This window comes from Fluviispira sanaruensis, assembly GCF_004295685.1.
Lineage (GTDB): Bacteria > Bdellovibrionota_B > Oligoflexia > Silvanigrellales > Silvanigrellaceae > Silvanigrella > Silvanigrella sanaruensis.
Window position 1 is genome coordinate 1,024,988 of sequence record NZ_AP019368.1, and the last position, 21,657, is coordinate 1,046,644.

At 32.6% G+C, this 21,657-nt stretch carries 15 protein-coding genes; 7 read left to right on the plus strand and 8 right to left on the minus strand.

The genetic code is table 11. The annotated features are described in order from the left end of the window. Nucleotides 1-5: 5 nt before the first annotated feature. From vgrG to EZS29_RS04505, 6 genes are read right to left on the minus strand one after another with little or no spacing between them, the layout of a single operon-like run. A complete protein-coding gene (gene vgrG / locus EZS29_RS04480) occupies nucleotides 6-1,862 on the minus strand; it encodes a type VI secretion system tip protein VgrG (RefSeq protein WP_130606999.1) in 1,857 nt (618 codons plus the stop codon). Nucleotides 1,863-1,881: 19 nt separating this feature from the next. Next, the gene (locus EZS29_RS04485; protein ID WP_130607001.1) at nucleotides 1,882-5,760 is read right to left on the minus strand and encodes a hypothetical protein; all 3,879 of its coding nucleotides are present in this window, start codon (nucleotides 5,758-5,760) and stop codon (nucleotides 1,882-1,884) included. Nucleotides 5,761-5,772: 12 nt separating this feature from the next. Next, a complete protein-coding gene (locus EZS29_RS04490; protein WP_130607003.1) occupies nucleotides 5,773-6,546 on the minus strand; it encodes a DotU family type IV/VI secretion system protein in 774 nt (257 codons plus the stop codon). Then, a complete protein-coding gene (gene tssK, locus EZS29_RS04495) occupies nucleotides 6,543-7,895 on the minus strand; it encodes a type VI secretion system baseplate subunit TssK (RefSeq protein ID WP_130607005.1) in 1,353 nt (450 codons plus the stop codon). Before tssK ends, EZS29_RS04490 begins: the two co-directional genes overlap by 4 nt. Before the next feature lie 12 nt (nucleotides 7,896-7,907). Beyond that, complete coding sequence (locus EZS29_RS04500; protein WP_130607007.1) at nucleotides 7,908-8,495, minus strand: hypothetical protein; 588 nt, start codon at nucleotides 8,493-8,495, stop codon at nucleotides 7,908-7,910. After that, complete coding sequence (locus tag EZS29_RS04505; RefSeq protein ID WP_130607009.1) at nucleotides 8,496-9,164, minus strand: hypothetical protein; 669 nt, start codon at nucleotides 9,162-9,164, stop codon at nucleotides 8,496-8,498. A 786-nt stretch (nucleotides 9,165-9,950) separates the two neighbouring features. On the opposite strand from EZS29_RS04505, the gene EZS29_RS04510 reads away from it, so the two are divergent. The 7 genes from EZS29_RS04510 to EZS29_RS04540 all read left to right on the plus strand — a co-directional run bounded on the left by EZS29_RS04510 (nucleotide 9,951) and on the right by EZS29_RS04540 (nucleotide 19,510). Continuing rightward, the gene (locus EZS29_RS04510) at nucleotides 9,951-11,426 is read left to right on the plus strand and encodes a sigma-54-dependent transcriptional regulator (RefSeq protein ID WP_172603772.1); all 1,476 of its coding nucleotides are present in this window, start codon (nucleotides 9,951-9,953) and stop codon (nucleotides 11,424-11,426) included. A 120-nt stretch (nucleotides 11,427-11,546) separates the two neighbouring features. Continuing rightward, nucleotides 11,547-12,518, plus strand: coding sequence for a coproporphyrinogen III oxidase (locus tag EZS29_RS04515; RefSeq protein ID WP_130607013.1), 972 nt, complete (start codon nucleotides 11,547-11,549; stop codon nucleotides 12,516-12,518). A 3-nt stretch (nucleotides 12,519-12,521) separates the two neighbouring features. Beyond that, a complete protein-coding gene (locus EZS29_RS04520) occupies nucleotides 12,522-15,026 on the plus strand; it encodes a cytochrome c-type biogenesis CcmF C-terminal domain-containing protein (RefSeq protein ID WP_130607014.1) in 2,505 nt (834 codons plus the stop codon). Next, nucleotides 15,023-16,183, plus strand: coding sequence for a hypothetical protein (locus EZS29_RS04525; RefSeq protein WP_130607017.1), 1,161 nt, complete (start codon nucleotides 15,023-15,025; stop codon nucleotides 16,181-16,183). The genes EZS29_RS04520 and EZS29_RS04525 overlap by 4 nt, the downstream gene beginning before the upstream one ends. 101 nt (nucleotides 16,184-16,284) lie before the next feature. Beyond that, nucleotides 16,285-16,617, plus strand: a complete 333-nt coding sequence (locus tag EZS29_RS04530) for a hypothetical protein (RefSeq protein ID WP_130607019.1) — start codon at nucleotides 16,285-16,287, stop codon at nucleotides 16,615-16,617. A gap of 125 nt (nucleotides 16,618-16,742) precedes the next feature. Then, nucleotides 16,743-18,062: a hypothetical protein gene (locus EZS29_RS04535; RefSeq protein ID WP_130607021.1), complete on the plus strand. Its 1,320-nt coding sequence runs from the start codon at nucleotides 16,743-16,745 to the stop codon at nucleotides 18,060-18,062. Between the two features lie 125 nt (nucleotides 18,063-18,187). Next, nucleotides 18,188-19,510 carry a hypothetical protein gene (locus EZS29_RS04540; RefSeq protein WP_130607023.1) on the plus strand — a complete coding sequence of 441 codons (1,323 nt, stop codon included), beginning with the start codon at nucleotides 18,188-18,190 and terminating at the stop codon, nucleotides 19,508-19,510. An 11-nt stretch (nucleotides 19,511-19,521) separates the two neighbouring features. Here the strand turns inward: EZS29_RS04540 and EZS29_RS04545 are convergent, their stop codons facing one another. After that, nucleotides 19,522-20,580 carry an SIS domain-containing protein gene (locus tag EZS29_RS04545; protein WP_130607025.1) on the minus strand — a complete coding sequence of 353 codons (1,059 nt, stop codon included), beginning with the start codon at nucleotides 20,578-20,580 and terminating at the stop codon, nucleotides 19,522-19,524. An 11-nt stretch (nucleotides 20,581-20,591) separates the two neighbouring features. Beyond that, complete coding sequence (sohB, locus tag EZS29_RS04550) at nucleotides 20,592-21,644, minus strand: protease SohB (RefSeq protein ID WP_130607026.1); 1,053 nt, start codon at nucleotides 21,642-21,644, stop codon at nucleotides 20,592-20,594. Nucleotides 21,645-21,657 lie beyond the last annotated feature (13 nt).

A 21,657-nucleotide genomic window follows, 5' to 3' on the forward strand; every position in this document is an offset into this window, starting at 1 on the left:
GTATGTTATTTCTTTATTTTCATAGAATTCATTCGAATAATATCATCGCCTTCCATATCGACTTTTTTTGTTCTGACTTCAAAGCTGTCTTTGATTTTAAATTTCGAATTGTAGTTTTCTAACTCCATTTTACCTTCATCATCCAGATTGATTTTATTTTTATCTATGAGATTAAAATGAATGTTTTTTTCATCGATATTCATTTTTGCTTTGTTATGTATATCAAGGGAATGGGATTTGTCTCTAAAGTCAAAAGAAGAATTGTAATCCTTTGAATGCAATATAAAACTGTGCTCATTGCCAATAACAAATCCACGCATTTTGCCTTTGTTTTCTTCATCCTTGTCGATTAAAAATTTACATTTATTAAAATTATTATATAAGGAGCCAATGATAATTGGAGAGTCTATGTCATTTTCAAAGAGAACGAGAACTTCATCTCCGGGTGATGGAACGAAGAATGAGCCAGACTCATTGCTCGCCCAAATTTGCGCAATGCGCGCTAAGACGAATGGCGAACCGTTCGCTTCTGCGGATGATTTTTCGTTCTGCCAGAAAAAAGAAATTCGAATTCGCATAAATGACTTCAATGATTCTTCTTCTGTTTGAGTTTCGTGCACATAGGCTGTCGTTACAAAATAATTCTGCTTCTGGACGCTTAATTTTTTATTTAACTTATCCGACTTAGGGATAAGCGTTATCAATGAATAATAGTGTGGATCATAAATTATGCTAGATTTTTCTTTTTGTAGCAATAAATCTTTTTTAAATTTATGATCAATTTTTATGATTCTATATTCGTTTTCTAAGTATTTAAAGAAACTTTTCTTTAATGCATTTTCATTTGAATGATATTTTATAGAAATTTCTCTACCAATTTCAAGATCGGGAAGATTGCTTTGAATATATATCTTATTGTGTAAACTGTTACGACGCACAAGTTCCTTATCAGCAAAGGCCTGTTTAGGATCAAATGGAACTTCTGATTTTTGTTGATGTGTCACTTCAGTCCAATTGCAAAATCCATTTTTGCTAGAAGTTTCTCCTGGTTTAATTGATTTTGCATTGGCAGAAACTTTTTTAAAGTCGCAATGAAGAGTAGAAATTTTATTAAATTTAAGGGAAAATGAATGTTCATAACCAATTGATCTATCATTTTTTAAATCAGAATTATATATTGGTTGATTTTGACTGATAATTTGCTCTTGTAGTGGTTTTTTATTTTTATTAATTTCATTTTCAAAATAACTTTCAAGTTCATCTGTAATGATCAGTTCGCTTGCTTTTTCACCGTGTATAAAGAAATAATTTAGGTGATCTTCATCAAGTAATCTACATATAAAATCATAATCAGACTCTCCATATTGAATGGTGTTTGTTCGTTTTGTAAGAGATGTTGGATCGTAAATTTTAAACTTATATTGAAAATTAGAATATTTATTCTTATATATTTTAAGAATATTATCGATCACATCTTTGGAATTTAAATTACTCCATGCTCTATATCCATTATTTTTTGTTAATAGCCATAAATAAGGTTTGATTGTAAATTGAAGCTCTATTTTGTCTTCTGAAGACATAAGGGCTTTCAAGTTTATATCTGAAATAATACCAGAAAAATAACGAGGATTTTTTTGCTTTAAAAATTCAACTTTAAATGAAATATTTTTAGCGAGGAAATCTTCAAAATCAATTTTAGAATTTTGTATTGAATAATTAATTGAGGCATTTAAAGTGAATATTTCAGAGACGGTATCATTTAAAACCTCGAAAGACTCAATGTTAGCCCCTTTTGAAATAGGGCCATCATTATGTATTGAGACATTTGCTTTAATGTTTTTAAAGTTGATTACTTCTTTCATAATAGACCTCAATTTATTATTAAGTCCCTTTTTGCACTGCTTTCTTTAATAGGTAAGGAGCTGTTTTAGGGAATTTTGGGAAGTTAATTCTTGTTCCTTTTTTATTTTTAAGAAAGAGAGAAATATAAAAACGAATCGATTTTTTATCATTCAAAGGAATTTCAAATTTAAGATCATTTTTATTGCAGTAATGGCTTTTATTACAATCTGCGTAATCTTCTATAAATTTTAGAAGAGACCATCTGTTTCTTATGGTAAAATAAGCAGAGTTATTTGAAATAAATAAATTTTTATCACTGCTGTATTTTTGCAAAGAATATTTCGATCCTTGAGCTAAACTTATAGAAAATTGCAAGGGTTGTAGATAGGTCCAAGAAAAGTTTCCATTTGTTATATTTCCTTGGCGCGAACCTATCATTTGGCTTCCTGATTGCATAGACCAATCAATGATTTGATTGCCGAGAACTTCATTGGCAGAGTTTGTTCTAAATTCCAAAGTAACATTCCAAGTGACAGGGATTGGATTTCCTTCTTTGTCATACTGAATGGCAAAGAAACTTTGCAGCGAATCCATATATTTAACAAATTTTTGGATATCAAGTCTGTTTTTATACAACGTGCTGTATTTTTGCAGAATAGGGAGATCTTGCTTTTTGAGCTGTGCATACAAGGAGAAAATAAAATTTATATCTTCAAGTGAAGCCGAGTCAGCTGACGTTTTGTTGTCAGCAAAAGGAAACTCTCCAGAAATTGCTGAATTATAATTGTCAGCAAAACGATCAAAATTAGTAAAAGCTTGATTGATTAAGAGTTTTTGACATCTGTCAGCAAGAGAATGGTATAAATTATTTTGCTTTTTAGAAAAGAAATCCTTTTTGGAAATCGTATCAAAATCTTTTGCGATAAAATCAGAACAATTGCTTGTTCGGAGGGGCAGAACAGAATTTATAAGAAACCCTTTGAGCGTTTCAAAGGCTGTCCCTTTGGCAGAAGAATCAAGCGAGTTTTGTAAGATTGAAAAGTTTTCAGAGAGCTTTTCATTACCAAAATATTTATTCGAGCTTGTAAAGAATAAATTTTTTGCTTGAAGAATAGGATTAATATTTTTATTAAAGAATTTCTTTAACGAATCAAGCTGAATACTCAAGTAAAGCTTAAGATCTTCATCGCTCGTCACGCTAAATGCTTTGTATGCTGGAGAAGACTCTCCATCCCACCAGTTGAAATCAGGATAAATAGGTGAAAAAAATGCGCTTGAATTCAATAGATCGTTATTTTTATTGAGCTGACGATCAATCTGCTGCCGTACTATTTCACTTAAATAAATATTAATATCATTTTGCTCATATTTGACAAGCAAGTTTGAGATTGCTTTTAATACAGGAATAGATAATTGAATATTTTGGATATAGGGATCCGTAAACTGTTCTGAATTGTTATTTTCCTTGTTGCTAAGATCATATATTTGCATACTTGCAGGAAGCTGCTGATTCCAAAAAATATGGTTAAGCTCTTCTTCTATAAAAGAGAATATATCAGAAAGCTCTTTTGGATATTGAGTTTTGTTTATTTGTTCAGAGGCTGTATTAAAGATTAATCCTCTTTGCAAAAGATTTTGAATATTATCGATGGACCAGAGTGCATTTGTAGGTAAATTATTGTTTATTGATTTTAAATCGGAAGAAAATGCTTTTGTTTGTGGAATTAAATTACTTTGATTTGTTGTGTCATATGCTTGAAACATTTTTTCGAGAGAATCTGATAATTTCAAGAGTGATGGATTCACAGAAAAAGTGTTATCTTTTATAAGTATGAGAGGGAAGTTATTTCCCAAAGGTGTAAAACTGGCAACTTTATTTTTTGTGAGTTTAAACTGTTCCTCAGCGATGGAATTTATATTTTCAAATATTTCTTTGCCAAAAGTAGGATTTTCCTCAATCTCTTTGTACATGTTGTAAAAGTTATTCCCGAAAAAAGAGTTGAGACTTTGAAAATCAATTTGGCCTTTTAGAATAGCACTTTGTAAATTATTAACATCAGTAATAAATGTTTTGCTAAATGCAATGATTTCAGATTTTTTAATATTTTTTATTTGCATAAGGTCAATATTAATTTTATTTACTGCAACATAGATATCATTATTTTTGATTATTGTGTTGAAGTAGTTTTGAATATATTCATTTAAGATGTTTTGAGATTGTCTCTTAAAGAAATTATAATCAATATTTACTTGATCAATTACTTTGCTGCGATCAAGGCTTTGAAATAGAGAAATATTTTGTCTAGGTTTTAAACAGTCAATGCCAAATAAAAACTGAGCAGCAAATGAGAGTCCATCAGTTGTCTTACCTTGTTCATTTGAAAGGATATTTAGGTAGATTTCAGTTATTTTTTCATTTTCATCGACAAATTTATTGATTTGACTCAGTATCGTGGATGTGTCTTCTGTAGCTGAAATATTTTTTTTGTTTGTAACTAGGTAGTCATTTATTTTTGAATTGAAGTTTTGTATAATGAAGTTACTATAGAAACTTGTAAATTTAGTATCAAATTTTTTGTCAAGAATCTCATTGAGATTTGAATTCCAAGAGGGAAAGTTTAATGGATAATTAAAGGAAACTTGATTGAGATAATTGGCAGTATTGATAAGATCGCAACTTTGAATTTTAAGCTCATCTAAATTTTCAATTTGCTTTGAAATATTGGAGTATTCAGATATAAAGTTATCTAAATTAGTGTAGTTTTTTAAATAGAAATTTACCTTATTATGCAAAAATTCTTGTGAGGAAATGAGTGAGTAACAGATAAAAGCAGTACTGCATAATGTTAATGCTCCAAAAGCATAGTTTTTATAAATTTTATTTTGAATACAATGATTTGAAAAATCTGAGTTTCCTTTCAGATATTTAGAGATATACTCAAACATATTAAGTGTTGGAGTATTGTTTTCATTTATAAATGAATTTTCACTTAAGATAAAATGAAAATTAATCATCGAAGATTCATTGATATTAAAGTTTCTATAGAAAAAATCACAGTAGTTTTTAGAAAACGAAATAAGAGCAGTTTTTAGCTGGAAGAAATATAGAATTATTTGACTTTGTGATTCATTATCAGATTTTTGTAAAAAATGCTGCATTTGTGATTCTAAAGAATTTACGCAACTATCAATACTATTTTTAATTTCCCGGCTTAATTTTTCGGTTCTAGGGGAGGACTTATGGTAGAAACCAAAGTTATAATGAATACTTTCATTGTTATCATCTTTTAGTAGATTCAATGGAGGCGGATTTTTAATTTCTGATTTATCAATAAAAAAGATTGGAACTCTTGCGTCCAATGTTTTGCATATTTTTTTGACAATGAGTGAATAATAGAAGGCTTCTTGTTTGTAATCTAAATTAAGATTATTTGTATTGGAAAATGTCTCACTTCCTGGGTAAAGTATGACGCCATCTATAAGTTTATTCTTTCTAATTTTCATTATGTTATACAAGGTAAAACGTAGTCTTCTACTCAATTGTATTTGATCTGCATTATCGCAAACTAAAAGATTTTCATGAATAAAAATTAAAATGGAATCATCAATTTCAATTTTCTCAAAAGGCTTTTTAGAGTCCGCAAAAGATACTTCAAAAGAGGTTTTTTTATTTAAATTTTTTAAGTTATTTAATTCTGCAAAAATTTCGCTTGAATTTTTGCTAATAATAAAAATAACATTCTTTTTTTGTAATACATTTTTGTTTTCATAAAACCAGTACCGGTCAAAAAGAAATTGTTTAAAAAATTCATTTTTAATAAAAACTGATATATCAGGATTCCAAATGCGAAAAAGCGCAATGCAGGAAAAGAATAATAAAATAATGCAAATTATGATATATATCATTACAAAAATCATAGAAGAGTCCATCTAAAAATTTGTTAGAAAATTTATGCTTTTAGCAATTAAACCTGTGTTGCTAAACCAGATATAGCAAGATCCAATTATAAAAGTAGTTATGAGAATAAAATTTACTAAAAGCAATGAATAAGATATTTTTCTTTGCTTTATATTTTCATCGATATTAGATTTGATAAGTAATGACGATTGAGGAATAATTCCATCAATATTGTATTTTATTTCAATTTTATTTTCACTATAAAACTGATATAGTAAAGTTTTAGTTTGATCGATATTGAATTGAGACTCATATGAATGATATTTGCCTCTGAAACCTGAGCTGAGGCATAAATAATAACAATAGGCAAGTTCTCTATATTTATAATCCCTATTTATGATAATATTTTTGCAGTTATCAAAAAAAACATCACCTGCGACTCGGCTTTGAAATACTTTTTTTTCTAGAGATTCGTTTTGCCAATAAATACGTCCAGGCCAGTTTTTTGTTATAAGTTTTTCATCAATAAAGGCTATGAGCATATATTGTAATGATTTTAGAACAGAATTGTCATAGTTTTTGTTTTTTTTCAATGTATCTATTTTATTTCCAATATATTCAATCAAATCATTAGATATTTTTATTGTATTTTCTTCGTCAAAACTAAATAACTTTTCATCATTTTTCTCTGTTAAATTATTTTTATTCTCTATTGCATTATCTATGTCGCACAGAAGATTTTGTATTTTAAAAATGCATTCTTGAGTAAATAAAATAGGACATTCATAATTATTTGATATCATCATGATTTCTTCCTTGAGTAGAGGAGAATTTCATCTGGAGAAAAATCGCTGTTTTCATTGATGCTGGGTGCTATTATTATACTAATTTTTTCTTTCACTGCAGCTTCAAATTTGACTCTTACCAAATAGATATTTTTTTGAGGTATTAAATTTTCGTATTTTTCAATTAGAGTTCTATGCATACCTAGAACTCTACGTTCGAGAATAACTTCAAAATTTTCCTCGTCACATATAATTGCGGATTTTATCCAACTTAAGAAATTTATTTGTGAAATGTCAGAATTCTTTTTGAAACCAAGAAGGAAATGTGTTGAATCATTGACTCCAAGATTGCCTTTATGCACATGAATCGAATATTTATTATCTATTTTGACAGCTTTTGATATGGTAAAATCTGTTGGAATTTCTTTTTCTAAATATTCATTTAAAATGGCTCTTAACTTTTGAAAACAAGATAAATTGTCATAGTGATTATACTCGATCAATGGTGCTGGCATCTCATAAATTTCATTTGATAGTATATTGGAAACAACTGAATATGTTTCTAAATATAAAATAAAAGGATGGAGTTGTTCTGAATGGATACATGCCTCTAAGCGAGGTAAGCTTGATTTCATGCATTTTAAAGTTTCGATGCGATCGAGAAGCTCTGTATTTTCTTTCATCATGCTAAATTTTTGCAAAGTTTCAATAATATCTTGAATTTTATATCTAAGAGTCATACAAATAGAATGACAAATCTTCCAAACTGGCGATTCTCGATTTATTTTCGTAGAGGGGTGCGAAAATTCTCTTGTTTTATAAATACTATTTTCATGATAAATTTTAAATAATGGCAAAGATATATAGTGAGGTGTGAGCTCATGCTCAAATAATAGTGAAATATTGGGACGGACTCTCGGAATAGGTATTTCATCTTCTCCCGTATTTTCATCGAAAGCTATATTGTCGACATTTGCAACTTTATATCGTGAATAAGTATTATTTAGAATGCTATTTTTATTTTGAATACGTGGTATACTTAAATAAAGTGTGAGTGTTTTATTTTCTAAAATATCTTTATATTTGCTTAGATCGATTTGAGCTTGAACGGAATCATAGATAGAATTATAATAATACTCTAAACCATCTTGAAATATGCATTCTAATTCTTCAATTTTAAATAACCCCGATGCAAATGCAGTTTGATCAATTTTAAAAGTTTTTATCCCGAAATGATAAGGTGAAGATTCATAGTTATGATATCGAATGATGTTTTCACAACGTTTAAATGCTTGTTGAAAGTGTTGAGGAGATAATAACATTCCGTCATGCCACATGATTTGATCGGGGATATATTTTAAGCTTGGCATTGTTATTCCTTATTATCTAAAGTTCAATGAAATTGATATATGAGCTTCTGCTCCGGAAACTTGATCTCGTAAAGAGTCAGAGTCATTTGAAAATAAAAATTGATAGGCTGTACCAAGCGAAAAATTTAGATTTTGCAAAACATTTATTTCAAGATCAAGAGAGGGTTTAAGAGTAAAAAATTTTAAACTCTCGGGAACAGCTGATGCTCCATTGATTTGCTTGCCATAAGCTTCACCTGCTCCGCCAAATAATTTTATTTTTGGATGAAAGATGGAACTAGCATAGGGAATATAAGCAAAAGAATTACCGCAATACCAAAAGTTACTTATTTCTGAAGCAGAGCCATCTTTATTATTAAGTTTGAATTTCTGTGCTGCATAATTACAAGAGAATGCTGTTTGAAAGGAATGGTTAAGGTCGAGGCCAATTTCAGTGTTTAATGGGAAGAAATATTGGTCATTTATTTTTTTTATAGCGACTTCTTGATTGATAAAAATATCAATATTATCAGTCTCTCTTTTTTGCTTGGCATCTGAAACTAAATTTTGTTGTATATATATATTATTTTCTTGAGGAGTTTGATAAGCATCGATATACATTTATTTCTCCAAATTTTGTTTAAAATCAAAGCCATTGTAAAAGAAATTGAGATTGAGATTTTCATATGGATTTATATAGGGTGGATATGTATCTAAGTTATTTTGTAAGCGAGTAAATAAAAGTCCACCAACAGCACTGCTTTTTACTTTCATAAAATACTGAGAATAAAGAGTTTCAGGGGTCAGCTCAAGGCGTGCAATTGCAATATCAGGGGATTCTCGTAAATTTTTTATCTCGGGAGAATTGCTAAACCATTGTCGCATGCTTAATGAAGCAATTTTTGCGTACAGCTCAGGTTTATAAATAATGATGAGTTCAGTTAGAATTGCAGTATTTTCGTTAGAATCCTTTTGGATTTGAATTTGCACACCAATGGTGCGTCCAAAAAAACGATCGAGCAAACTTCCAGGTTTTGGTGGAATTTTACTCTCTTGTGGTACATCGATTTGTGCTGCGGGAGTGCTTTTGCTCTTTTCGAGGTTAACATCTGAGAGTTTTTGGGCATTTTCTTTTAAGGTGCTTATATTATCAAGATTTGAGTTTAAATTTTGAATAGCGCTCTCTTCTTGAGCGATTATTGCTGAATTGACTAAAATTGAAAATGAAAAATATGATAAAATTGAAAGAAATTTTAAGAAATTTTTATTAGAGGAATAGAAAAAGCTCAAGGGATTCTCCATAAATTTCTAAGTAAATTCAGTTGTGTAGAAAAATTGCTGTAATTTGTATGCTTATTTTCTAAGGATAGCATACCTCTTTCCAGCAAGGTTATATTTTATTTATCATTTTATCAAGAGAGATTATTTTGCTTACCAAAAAATAAATGTTTTTGATCGTTTGCTATTGCCGCTTATACCTGGGTTAAATATTCTTTGTAAAAGCAAGTTTTATGTTTCGAGTTTTGCGGTTTGTTGCTTTTTAGAATTATTATAAAATACTATAAATTATTCGATACTTCTGTTTTTGGCTTCTAATAAATTAATTATTGTTATTTTTTAAAAATAAAGATATCAAATGACCCTTTTGCCCTACTTTTATCTAATATTGCAGATTAGGTATTGGCAGAAAACATGAATTTCTCTCTTTACTCTTACTTTGCATGCAGTTATATTCCTCTATAAATGTGCTTTGCTGCAAGAAAGCTCATTTATTTTTGTCTTTCGTAAAAGTTTTATTTAACCTTAATGGCAAAATTTATCTTATTTATCCAAAATTATCAGTTACTTATTGAAATGTAAAAATAGGATTGGCGAAAAGATATAAAATGTATATATTTAAAAAACTCTGATGAAGGGTTTGTTTTGTGTTAATTTTTTGTATTTATTCCATACAAATTCTTACCTAGTAACTCCAACTCTGCTTTCAGTGCTACAAAAATGCTAAACAGTAAATCCAATAAGAAGAAAAATCTTACAGAAAGTACTGTAATCGAAAAATTTAATGGTGATAACTCTATGAAATTTGAAGAGCTAAGTATACTTATTGTTGAAGATTGCCATGAAGAATTAAAGAAATATATATTACTAGCTCAAAATTGTGGGCTGATAGCTTATGGAGCATCGACTTTCGCAGATGCAAAGCAGATGCTTACCTTTCAAAATTTTGATTTTTTGTTGACTGAAGTTCATTTAACCAAAGAAACGCAAGGCGTTTACAATGAACTTGGTTTCGAAATCATCCAATTTGCCTTAGTCAATCAGCCTCAGCTCACAGTCCTGACTATGTCTCAAAATATGGATCGAGCCATCTTTGAGAAAGCATTTGCGCTTGGAACAACCCATTTTTTACGTAAGCCAATCACAAGTGCCGACGAGATTGGTATTTATATTAAATCAGCTGCACAGAAAAAACTTTCATTGCAAAGTGAAGACACCCTTGAAGTCGCTTTGAATCATTATTTAAATGATAATTTATATAAAATTTATAAGAATGGGGTTATAATTTCTTCTAAACACGATAAGTTTTTAAGCGGTGTGGCGAAGAACAAAAAAATACCTCTTGTTTTATTTGGCGAAACAGGGACCGGAAAGGAAGAATTCGCAAAAATATTACATAAAAAAAGAGTTGAACTGGAAGGTATGATTCCATTTGTCACAGTCAATTGTCCCCTCTTAGACAATGATCTTACAAATTCTTTGCTTTTTGGGCATAAAAAAGGGGCATTTACTGGGGCAAACGAAACTACCAATGGATATGTTGCAGCAGCAAATAATGGTATCTTATTTTTAGACGAAGTGCAGAGTCTCGATATTCCAACTCAACGTAAACTTTTAAGAGTATTAAACGACGGAAGTTATAGCAGAGTTGGGGATATGCGCATCATTCACTCGTATTTTCAGTTGATTGTTGCTACGACAAAGGATCTGGACGAAGAGGTTGAAGCAGGTAGAATGCTTGCGGACTTTAAATACAGAATCAGTGGAGCAGAGTTGACCCTTGACCCTTTACGCAATCGTTTAGATGATTTAATATTATTTATAGCGATGTTTTTTAAGCAGGAAGCGATAAGCATTCAAGATGAGTTGCTTAAAGAAATAGCTTTTAAATGTCGAAAATGCTATTGGAAAGGTAATATTAGACAACTCTTTAGAACCCTCCAACGCATGCTAATCAACTCTCAATTGCACGAAGAGGATTTAAATATTCATCATTTGCAATTGCCCAATGAGAATATTGAAAAAGCAAAAGAAAATGAAATAAAAATCAACACAGATTCTTCGCTTGAAAATACTCAGTGTGAAATGCAATTATTAAATTCATTACAGCACGCCTTTCAAACAGATCATGCTCTCAATGATCTCCTTGATGAGATTGAAAAACAAATTCTGATAAATGCTATCAATAGACACAACAGTATTGCAAAAGCGCATACAGGTCTTGGCATAAGTCGGAATGCGATCGATGCAAAAAGAAAGAAATATAAAATTTAAATTTTACCAGAATATTCTATTTTGAATTTGACCTAGACAATTGCAATTGAATCGTTTTCAGGTGTATCTCTCTGTTTGGCGCTGTCAATGCAGCAATCCTGAAATAAAGGAGAGAATTCTATGCAAAGTGAACTTTCATTAAGAAGCAAAAGGTTTTTAGATCAAAATCCGATTGTGCCTTTTCATGAACTCAAAAAGAATAAATTATGTGATTTGCAAAAAACGGATCCTTTGTGGAAAATGGCAAAAAATGGCAATGATGATTCGGTTTTTTCTGAAAATTTATTAACTACTTTGCTATATGTAAGAAATATTTGTAAGAATTTATTTAATGAAATTGAAGGGGTTGAGGCTTGTACTGCGACAAATTGGTCAGCGTATGAGCACAATCCTGAAAGGAAATTAGAAGGGGGAGGCACGATGACTGTGATTCGCGCCGAAACCCTTGAAAAATCTGCAGTGAATATGAGCTGTGTCTGGGGACCTCAATATCCCGCACTAGAAGGGGAAAATGCAGGTAAGCCTTTTTCAGCCGCCGGTGTCTCTTTAATTTCGCACCCGCGTAACCCTTTTGCCCCAATTATGCATTTAAACGTTCGTTGTATACAAGTAAAAGACAATGATAAAGTCACAACTTGGATAGGTGGTGGAGCCGATCTCACACCCATGATTCCATTTGAAGAAGATACAGTCTTATTTCATGAAAGTATGAAAACGGTCTGTGAACGAAATTCAAAAATTGCAGATTATAAAAAATTTAAAAAATGGGCAGACGACTATTTTTATATTCCCCATCGAAAAGAGTCTCGCGGTGTTGGAGGAATATTTTTTGATTTTATTAAGATAGAAGATGAGCAAGATTTATCCCTTTTACTTGATGTTGGACAATTCGCTGCTCATGCTTATACAGAAATTTTAGCGCGTAGGATTGCAATGTCATACGATAAAGTACTTGAAGAAAAGCATCTTTATTGGCGCGGGCGCTATGCTGAATTTAACTTGGTTTATGATCGTGGCACACGCTTTGGTTTAATGACGGGTGGTAATCACGAAGCGATTTTTTGTTCCTTACCTCCAAGAGTAAAATGGTGAAACATGGTTGAAGTTGGCTTTTATTCCTTGTGCTTAGGGTTGTGCTTTGCTTTTTATGGCATGGTCATGGGACTTTATTCTTTGCACAACCCCAATATTGGGGTTGTGTCGAGCGCTCGCAATGCTCTCATAGCCGTTTTTATTTGTGTTCTTTTGACATCGTTCGTTATGTGGAACTCAATTTTCTTTCACGATTTTTCCGTTAAATACGTTTATGAGCATTCCTCAATTGATATGCCTCCGCTATATCTTTTTACCTCATTTTGGAGTGCTTTAGAAGGCAGTCATTTACTTTGGACTTTGATAATGAGTCTAGTTGTTACTTTATCTTTGGTCACAGTAAAAAGGAATAATTTTTCTTTATATCCTGCACTTTGTGTCGCATATGGCTGTTCTCTATCCTTTATGTTGCTATTAACAATTACTTTTTCTGCTCCTTTAACCCGTCTGTTTCCTGTTGGAACTTTCGGACAAGGAATGAATGCGCTGTTGCAAAATCCTTATATGGCAATTCATCCTCCGATGCTCTTCACTGGATATTGTTTACTTATTGTTCCTTTTGCATACTCATTTGCAGCCCTCGTGCGTGGCGGATTTACCACTGATTGGCTAATGACCGTGAGAAAATGGGCGTTATTAGCTTGGGCTGTTCTGACTATAGCTATTTTTCTTGGTGGAAAGTGGGCATATGTTGAACTTGGATGGGCTGGGTATTGGGCTTGGGATCCCGTAGAAAACAGTTCATTTATGCCTTGGCTGGCATTAACAGCGGGACTGCATACCCTGCTTGTGACAGATAAAACGGGACGCTTACCTCGTATGATGTTATTTTTATTTATGTTTTCATATGCTTTGACGTTTCAAGGCACTTTCATAACCCGTTCGGGCGTCATAAGCAGTGTACATTCTTTCGCTGAAAGTGATATTGGACCAACTTACTTATTATGGGTTTGTTTTTTAGTGTCTATTTCCATTGCCATGGTATTTACCAGAGGAAATCGCATTCAAGGTGCCGCAAAATCCAATGAATGGCGAGTGTCCAAAGAAAGTGCCTTACTATTTACTAATTTTTTCTTACTTTTTTTACTTGCCCTAGTTTTTATCGGCACTCTTTTGCCTTTGATAGTCGAAGCTACGCGTGGAATAAAAATTTCAATTCAACAACCTTTTTTCAATGCTTTTGCCCCTTGGATAGGCTTAAGTCTTGTTTCTTTACTTGGTGTTGGAAATTTAATGCGTTGGAAAAATGGTAAGATTGAGGATCCTATCACGTGTCTGCTCTTTCCATTGCTTTGGTCTGTTGCAATCACTTTAGCGCTTGCCAAAGAAAAAAATTTCGATCTAAAAAGCTCAATTATTTTTCTTCTAGTTATCTGGACTTGCGGAATATTAATTATGGATCTTATTTATAAATTAAAAGCATTACGCTGGAATGGAAAGATTCTATTAAAATACAATAGACCTTACGTAGGTGCTCTTATCATACATATTGGCTTTTTATTTGCGATCGCTGGTTTTGCTGGGAACTATCGTGGAATATCTGCTGAAGCAAATTTGAATTTGAATGAATCTACATATTTTAATGGATATACAATTGTCAATAAAGGATTAAATTATAATCGTAATTACAATGCTCAATATGTTATTGCTAATATTGAGTCTATTGATACTAAAAATGGAGAAAATAACCTTATTAATCCTATGCGCAGTAAATTTACAAATAATGAACAGTGGTTTAATGAAATAGGAATTCAATCGAATTTTTGGCATGACCTCTATATTGTTCTTGCATCATTTGATGTGAATAATCAATCTGTTTCTTTAAAAATGAGTTTTAATCCCACTGTTAAGTTTGTCTGGACGAGTTTAGTTATTATGGTTTTAGGGGCGATTATTTCGCTGACCCACCGCAAACAGAAAAGAAGTATAGAGGTAGATGCATTTGGTAACATACAAGGGAATCAAGAAACACTTGAGGATATTTTGCAAGAGGCGATTGAGCGCTCCCCCATAAATGCACAATTTGCTGCCAAAGTCGTATCTTCTTTTATAATATTGCTAGCGATTACTATTACTTTATTTGGGATTTCAGGAGTAGCTCACGCTAATCAGGTTCAACCGACACAATTGAATCCACTGATGGAAGATGTAGCAAAGGAATTGCGTTGCCCGACTTGCCAAGGTGTCAGTATTTTAGAAAGTGGAACTTTGCAAAGTATAGCTATGCGCACAGAAATAGAAAAGCAGTTGTTAGAAGGAAAAACAAAACCAGAAATTATTAAATATTTTAAAGACTCATATGGCACATGGATTTTGCGAGAGCCCGATGCCCATTCAGCTTTGGGACTTTTTATTTGGGCCGTGCCCATTGTCGGATTTATTTTAGGTCCATTATTTATTATTTTTGCTCTGCGTAATTCTAGAAAAAGGCAAGAAAAAGAAAATATGGAACTTTTTGAAGAAATTCATTTATTTATTCAGAAAAAGAAAGCAGAGGTAAAATCATGATAATAACTTTAATTCTCTGCATATTATTTTCTTTTTTTCTTGTTGTATTTGTTTTATCCCCTTTATTATCTGCGCAATCTAAGTCTAAGCTTATTACGTCTTTTGAAGGCTTTAATAGTCAGGAAGAGCTTTGTAAAATATTAATTCTTAGGGATTCTCTTTTTCAAAAATTAATTTATGGAAAATGTTCAGATAATACAATTGATCAATACAGTCATGAAGAAGCTTTACGTGGTGTAGTTGCTATTTGTAATCGATTGCAAAAAGCAAATCTGCCTTGGGAGCCACATACTGTGAAAGAACCTGAAGTGAATAGTTTTTTTTCTGAAAAAGGTTCGACAAGATATCAATTTTTAATTTGCTGTTTCTTTATTATTGTTGGTTTTTTTCTACTTTCTTCAGCATATGCAAGCGATGAATTGGAAGCAAAGGTATCAAATCAAGATAACGTAACTGCGCCAAGCGATGTCGTCATCCCCCCAGCGATTGTTTTAACAGGATCTGAAAACTGGATTCCATCTGTAAATCAATTTATTCTTATGCCCATTCAAGGTAAATTATATGTTTATTATGTTGGAATGTTTACAAATAACAAGAGTGTTAAACATGCAACGGTCCAATTACCTCTCCCTAAAAATTTTGCAGAATTAAAAATAAATGGAAATGATCAGGTCGTTTTTGAAAAAAGCAAACACAATGAAGCAGCAATCGTAAATTTACCGCTCAAAGATGGCATCAATCAGTTGAGCGCTGAGTTTTCACTTTCAGCTTTAAATGGTTCAGTTGAATGGATGTCAAGTGAGTTAAAAATTCTTCCTGGTTTTTCCATTTTTATTATGCCTGAATATAGCGGTACTTTAAGAAATTTATTTTCAACAGTAAATGGAAATATTAATATTTGGCCACCACGTATTACAAAAATTCCTGTTGGCTACAAATCTTTTGTAGGGCTTGATCCTTTTACAAATAGTGAAAGCACAAAAGCAAAACAACAATCACACCAGTTGATACGCGTGGGGGATCAAAATTCTCCCTATCCGTATTTTGAAATAAAAGGAATTGTGCCACAAAGAACTTCATTATATATACTTGCATTGTTTGTAGCGTGCTTTTTATTTGGTATGACAACCTTTTTTATAATTAAAACGTCAAAATAATTACCAGACTTAACGAAACTAAAAAAAAATCGGAAGCCTTCTTGCTCGCATGTATTATGCTAGATACAATAAGAATGTGTTGAACATGGAGGTTTCTTTTTATGATACTAAATAGTGAATCAGTTGAACTTATTAGAGCGAATGCTCACCGTCTTGCCCAAGCAATTCGCAGTAAAGATGATTTGGTCGATCTTGCAACAGCAAGTTCTTTTGAACAAGTTTTTTCAGCAATTGAAACTATTCTCACAAATACAGAAATGTATTTTGATGATAATTTACTTATTCAATTAGATGTGCAGACTTGGCAGAGTTTTAAAGCAGTATTACTTGTTTATACTTTAAACTTAGTCAATCGTCAAATTAATATTGCGCGTGAAAATGATTTCAATCATCAAACTGGCCGTGATTTTGGCGCAAGTAGCACAAATCCTTAATTAATTTGTGCTTCATCCCCTTGCACTCTTTTCTCCCCTCAAATATGATCTCAAAGAATTAAAGTCACATAGTTTTTCGTTAGTGTTGTTAAATGTTTTTAATGTTACCTTATTGGAGGATTTACATGAAAAGCTTTCTCAAAACGATCTCTTGTGTTTCTCTTCTTTCTTTACCTACCTTAGCATTCGGGCAAAGTCCAACTGATATGTCCAATTTTTCTTTTCGCTTAAAGTTACAAACACGTTTTGATTTGACTGATAGTTACCGAACAAATCAGGGAGATCTTTTTACAACTACTGCGCGGACAGGTTTGAATTATAATTATAAAAATGTTTTTGGTATTATTGAATTTCAAGGGGGTTCCGCAGCGGATCCCTATACTGCATCTTCGACAACCACAGCTTCTTCTACTAACGGCCAACAAGAAATGTTTGTCGTGCGGCGTGCGTATGTAGGAATGGACGTAGTTAACTCAGATATGGCTAAAATATCTTTTTTAATTGGTCGTGATCACAATACAGCATCGATTGTTTATGGACCCGATGCATTTACGAGCTTAATAGCTACAAATGTCGACAATATGTCAGGTGCAAACAGCCAAGATGGGATTGCGCTACGTTATGCAGGAAAATTTGGCTTTGGTGATGTCAAAGCACAAGTAGGTTACTACAATAACTTCCCAATAACGATATTAAATGGTGGAAATACCTCCACCACCTCAGGTGTATCGCAAACAACTCCCTTTGGCACATCGTCTAAAGGTGTTGGTGATGCAACCTTCAACTCGCAATCCAAAACGGGATCGAGAGCCTATGCAGGCCAGATTGGCGCAAATGTAAATATGGCTGATGGCGTGGTGGAAGCACGTGCTTTTTATAGTATGCAACCCGAAGCAGTTACAAAAGTGAATTCATCTACGAGTTATGACGCATCGACTATCAGTAACGTTGAAGCATCCCTTGGATATAACTACAAAAGCGGAATGTTGAAAGGGGGACTTTGGGTACAATCTTATTCATATGGCAGAACACAAAATACGACAGGTTCTGTTTCTTCAAACAGCATCACTTATGTGGATAATCCAACGGATGATTCATTCACTGCAAACGTTATAGGTCTTGGCGTCACTGGCACAAGTGATCTCTTTGGAATAAACAGCCTGCTCGCAAGTGGAGACAAATTGACCTATGGTCTTGCGGTCCAATCGGTGCAAGGACAAGCCTTTACAAACTCGGGTGTTTCTCCTGGAGTTACTAAATTTACCAACCAAACACCTAGCCTAACTTTTTATAATATTGCCGCTGGCTATGCTCAAGGCAACTACTCCCTCGAATTGAACTTTGTTGGAGTCAGTGCGGAACAGTCTATTTATGCAGGCAACGATGGGCAGGTCAATCAGAACTCAGCTTATATGGCTTATATAGTTGGTACAATTGCTTTGTAATCTATGTAAAAGAAGCAAATTCCGAATAGTTTCTTAATTTAGTAAAAAAGCGAGGCTCTTCCTCGCTTTTATGCATTTACTTTCTAAAGAAGAAATTGTGTATAAATTTAATTTAGGCGATGAAAATGAAAAAAGTAATAAAAGTATTTTTCATTCTATTTCTATTGATCATTCCAAATGTTACACAAGCAGAAACAAATCCACTTGACCCTAACAATTTTACAATTCATTTAAGGTTACATGGGCGTTATGATTTATTCGATACTTATAGACTGAATCAATTCGATCTATTTACAAGCACAGCACAGATGGATTTTTCCTATAGATATAAGAATATCTTTGGTGAAATCGAATTTCTCAATGGTTCGCCATCATCACCATTAACAGCTACAAGTACTTCACCAACAGACAATGGTTCACAGAATTTATTTATTATCCGTAGGGCAAATCTTGGAGTGGATTTTATAAATACGGATCAGACAAAATTGACTTTATTTTTAGGACGTGATCACAATGCCTCTTCTATTATTTACGCTGCGGATGCTTTTTATCTTTTGATTGCCACAAATATCGATGGAGCTCCTCCTTTATACAGTCAAGATGGTGTTGCTCTTAAATATGCAGGGAGTTTTGATTTTGGTAAAATAAATGCAGCAATTGGTTGGTATAATAACTTTCCAGTATCAGTGGTTGCTGGGGGAACTACGACAGGAACAGCAAGTCAAACCTCGCCTTTTAATATATCCGTCATTGGGATGGCAGATAATACATTTAACTCACAAGCGAAAACACAAGCAAAAGCAATTGCTGCTCAATTCGGAACTTATATTAAAGCTTATGAAGATGGGGTTATTGAACTTCGCTCATTATTCAGTATGCAAGGTAATGCCGTTACTAAAGTTACAAGCGGAAGCACTTATTCAGCCCGTGATACGAGTAATATAGAAGCTTCTCTTGGCTATAATTATAATAATGGTGAATTTAAAGGGGGTATGTGGCTTCAATCTGTTACTTTAGGTGCGACTCAAAAAAATAATAATACGATCACATCTAACAGTGTAACCTATCAAAATGATACATCATTAATTAATGATGATTCTTTTACTGTCAATACAATCGGGCTAGGTTTATCTGGAAACTCTAAGTTGTTTGGCTTCAATAGTTTGTTGGCAGAGGGAGACGCAATATCTTATGCCGCAGGTTATCAATCAGTTTTAGGGCAAAAATTTTCGGGTGGCGGGGGTATAACGAATTTAACAAGTTTTTCCAATAAGACTGTAGATATTTCGTATTTAAATTTTGCTGTCGGATATTTGCAAGGGGGGTATCAACTTGAATTAAATTACATTTATGCATATGCAGAAAAAGCTATATTTCCAGATGCAAATAGTATTCCACAAACGAAAATTGCAAGCATGCTTTATTTATCAGGGACAATGACACTTTAACTCAATTTAAGTTAACGGGTATTAGTTACTTTAGTTAAGTTAGTTGGATTGTCTGGATCTCGGCCACGAGCCACAGCAAGTTTAGCAGCAAAAGGATAAAAAGTGTGAATAAGAGAAATGCAGTCACACAATGGAGAAATTGAATTTGCAGTTGGTATTAAAATAGGCTGTGTTTTTAAATTTAAATCAGAAAAATTGAGGATATTTTGAGCTCCGCAAATAATCATAAGAGCATTTTTTTCGTCAATTTTCTTTATCAGTTCTCGCATGGTTTGATAAGTAGCATCTTTTTGGAGAAAAATAAGTACAGGATAATTCTTTTGAATGAGTTCAAATGGACCATGCAATACCTCTGCTCCACTGAATGCCTCTGCGTGGAGACCACAAGTTTCTTTCAGTTTTAAAGCGGCTTCCATTGCAATTGGAAAACCATAGCCACGACCAATTACCAAAATATTTTGTGCTGATTTTAATATTTCAATAGCTGGCTCAATCAAATAATTTTTTTTTGTATTTAAAATAATAGGTAAATCTTTAAGATATTGTTTGAGTTCGCCATTGAAAGTCCATTCAGCGATGAATTGAACTATACGGACAAGGGATGCTATATAACTTTTTGTAGCAGCGACAGAAACTTCTTTTCCAGCGAGTAAAGGAATATTAAATTCACTTGCATTTGCTAAAGCTGAATTATCCTCATTGATAAAAGATAACGTAACAGCTCCTTGTCGTCTTGCATAAGACAGACTTTCTATAAGATCTTCACTCTTTCCTGATTGTGAAATGCAAATGATAAGAGCATTTTTATAATTCAATTTTGCTTTATAAAGAGTGTGGATTGAAGGAGCAATTGTAGAAGTCAATATCCCCAAATGTGTTTCAAACGCATATTTTGCAAAAGAAGCAGCGTGATCGGAACTGCCACGTGCAATTGTTGCTATAAATGGGGGCGGTTCTTTTTTTAATCTACTTGCAATAGCTGAAAATATATCGAGATTTGTTATTAATTGTTTCTCAATAATATTTGCAGATTCTTGAACCTCTGACTCCATTAAGGTTGTATGACTCATGATTTCTCCTGTTACATTAAAAGAGGATATTTTTGTTCACTTTTAGTTGTACTTTTCTCCATGATTAAAGAAACAATAGAGGCTGCGGTCCCTGTCAGTTTATCTTTGAAGGATTCTTTTTTTGGAGTAAAAATATGATAAATGTCATAGATCTGACTTGCCTCAAGTAAATAATCATCACTTGTCTTTATTTCATCGACTAAATTTAATTCTAAAGCTTTCAGCCCATACCAATATTCACCAGTTGCAACGGCGTTTAAATCTAAATTTTCTCTGTACTTTTTAATATGATCTTTAAAAAGTTCGTGTGTATCTTCTAGTTGTTCTTGAAACTTTGCTTTACCTTTTTCGGTGATTTCTCCAAGTGGGGTCAATGTTCTTTTGTATTCCCCTGCAGTCATTTCGAGATAATCAATGTCATTCTTTTTAAGTAGTTTATTTAAGTTTGGTAGACTGGCCACCACTCCTATTGAGCCGATAATTGCAAAAGGTGCAGAAATAATTTTGTCGGCAAGACATGCCATCATATAGCCACCGCTTGCCGCGACTTTATCAACACAAATGGTCAATGGGATCTTTTTTTCACGAATACGTGCAAGTTGCGATGCAGCTAAACCATATGAATGTACCATGCCGCCAGGACTTTCGAGGCGTATAAGAATTTCATCGACAGGACGAGCAACTTGCAGAAGGGCAGTGATTTGTTCCCTTAAAGTTGTAACAGCACTTGCTGCTATATCTCCATTGAAATCGAGCACAAATATATTTTTTTCTCTCTCAATCAGTGGAGATTTTTTGCTTTCTTTCTTTTTTAATTTAGCTTCTTCTTTCTCTTTTTTTTCAATGATTTTTAATTCAGAAGATGGTAAAATTTCATGCAATATTTTATTTTTATTTTCAGCGAAAATTTCATTTATTTTTTTTATATTTATTTTTATATTATTGTTTAATTTATTCTTTTTTAAAGAAATAAGGGCTAAGATCCCAAAGAATAGAAGGAATAAACCAATGACCCCTAGACCTGCAAGAGTTAATTGAAACCAAGAAAAAAAACTGTTTGACATTATTTACCCTCAA

What these genes read in the sequence shown, in the direction of transcription:
- vgrG (WP_130606999.1), bottom strand. Translation starts at nt 1,862, where the DNA reads ATGAAAGAAGTAATCAACTTTAAAAACATTAAAGCAAATGTCTCAATA.
- EZS29_RS04490 (WP_130607003.1), bottom strand. Translation starts at nt 6,546, where the DNA reads ATGATGATATCAAATAATTATGAATGTCCTATTTTATTTACTCAAGAA.
- tssK (WP_130607005.1), bottom strand. Translation starts at nt 7,895, where the DNA reads ATGCCAAGCTTAAAATATATCCCCGATCAAATCATGTGGCATGACGGA.
- EZS29_RS04520 (WP_130607014.1), top strand. Translation starts at nt 12,522, where the DNA reads ATGGTTGAAGTTGGCTTTTATTCCTTGTGCTTAGGGTTGTGCTTTGCT.
- EZS29_RS04540 (WP_130607023.1), top strand. Translation starts at nt 18,188, where the DNA reads ATGAAAAAAGTAATAAAAGTATTTTTCATTCTATTTCTATTGATCATT.
- EZS29_RS04485 (WP_130607001.1), bottom strand. Translation starts at nt 5,760, where the DNA reads ATGATTTTTGTAATGATATATATCATAATTTGCATTATTTTATTATTC.
- EZS29_RS04545 (WP_130607025.1), bottom strand. Translation starts at nt 20,580, where the DNA reads ATGAGTCATACAACCTTAATGGAGTCAGAGGTTCAAGAATCTGCAAAT.
- EZS29_RS04530 (WP_130607019.1), top strand. Translation starts at nt 16,285, where the DNA reads ATGATACTAAATAGTGAATCAGTTGAACTTATTAGAGCGAATGCTCAC.
- EZS29_RS04500 (WP_130607007.1), bottom strand. Translation starts at nt 8,495, where the DNA reads ATGTATATCGATGCTTATCAAACTCCTCAAGAAAATAATATATATATA.
- EZS29_RS04525 (WP_130607017.1), top strand. Translation starts at nt 15,023, where the DNA reads ATGATAATAACTTTAATTCTCTGCATATTATTTTCTTTTTTTCTTGTT.
- EZS29_RS04510 (WP_172603772.1), top strand. Translation starts at nt 9,951, where the DNA reads ATGAAATTTGAAGAGCTAAGTATACTTATTGTTGAAGATTGCCATGAA.
- sohB (WP_130607026.1), bottom strand. Translation starts at nt 21,644, where the DNA reads ATGTCAAACAGTTTTTTTTCTTGGTTTCAATTAACTCTTGCAGGTCTA.
- EZS29_RS04515 (WP_130607013.1), top strand. Translation starts at nt 11,547, where the DNA reads ATGCAAAGTGAACTTTCATTAAGAAGCAAAAGGTTTTTAGATCAAAAT.
- EZS29_RS04535 (WP_130607021.1), top strand. Translation starts at nt 16,743, where the DNA reads ATGAAAAGCTTTCTCAAAACGATCTCTTGTGTTTCTCTTCTTTCTTTA.